This window comes from Boudabousia marimammalium, from assembly GCF_001936115.1.
Taxonomy (GTDB): Bacteria; Actinomycetota; Actinomycetes; order Actinomycetales; family Actinomycetaceae; genus Boudabousia; species Boudabousia marimammalium.
On record NZ_MPDM01000015.1, the window covers coordinates 1 to 1,051 of the forward strand.

A 1,051-nucleotide genomic window follows, 5' to 3' on the forward strand; every position below is an offset into this window, starting at 1 on the left:
CCGGTGCATGTCAAGCCTTGGTAAGGTTCTTCGCGTTGCATCGAATTAATCCGCATGCTCCGCCGCTTGTGCGGGCCCCCGTCAATTCCTTTGAGTTTTAGCCTTGCGGCCGTACTCCCCAGGCGGGGCACTTAATGCGTTAGCTACGGCGCAGAAACCATGACAGCCCCCACACCTAGTGCCCAACGTTTACAGCGTGGACTACCAGGGTATCTAATCCTGTTCGCTCCCCACGCTTTCGCTCCTCAGCGTCAGTAACGGCCCAGAGACCCGCCTTCGCCACCGGTGTTCCTCCTGATATCTGCGCATTCCACCGCTACACCAGGAATTCCAGTCTCCCCTACCGCACTCAAGCATGCCCGTACCCACCGCAAGCCAACAGTTAAGCCATTGGATTTCACGACAGACGCGACACGCCGCCTACAAGCCCTTTACGCCCAATAATTCCGGACAACGCTTGCGCCCTACGTATTACCGCGGCTGCTGGCACGTAGTTAGCCGGCGCTTCTTCTGCAAGTACCGTCAAACAACCCAAAGATTGCCCTGCGTCCTTACTGAAAGAGGTTTACAACCCGAAGGCCGTCATCCCTCACGCGGCGTCGCTGCATCAGGCTTTCGCCCATTGTGCAATATTCCCCACTGCTGCCTCCCGTAGGAGTCTGGGCCGTATCTCAGTCCCAGTGTGACCGGTCACCCTCTCAGGCCGGCTACCCGTCAAAGCCTTGGTAGGCCATCACCCCACCAACAAGCTGATAGGCCGCGAGCCCATCCCCCACCAGAAAAACCTTTCCACACCCCACCATGCGGCAAAATGTGAATATCCAGTATTAGACACCGTTTCCAATGCTTATCCCAAAGAAGGGGGCAGGTTACTCACGTGTTACTCACCCGTTCGCCACTAATCCACGATACAAAAGCACCGCTTCATCGTTCGACTTGCATGTGTTAAGCACGCCGCCAGCGTTCGTCCTGAGCCAGGATCAAACTCTCCGAACAAAAAACCATACAAAACATACAATCTTTCAAAAACGGAAAGAAAAACAACAAACAC

Annotated in this window: 1 rRNA gene; it reads right to left on the bottom strand. The window is 55.1% G+C overall.

The features are described from left to right. A 16S ribosomal RNA gene (locus tag BM477_RS08115) occupies positions 1-996 on the bottom strand; the annotation flags it as partial. Positions 997-1,051 lie beyond the last annotated feature (55 nt).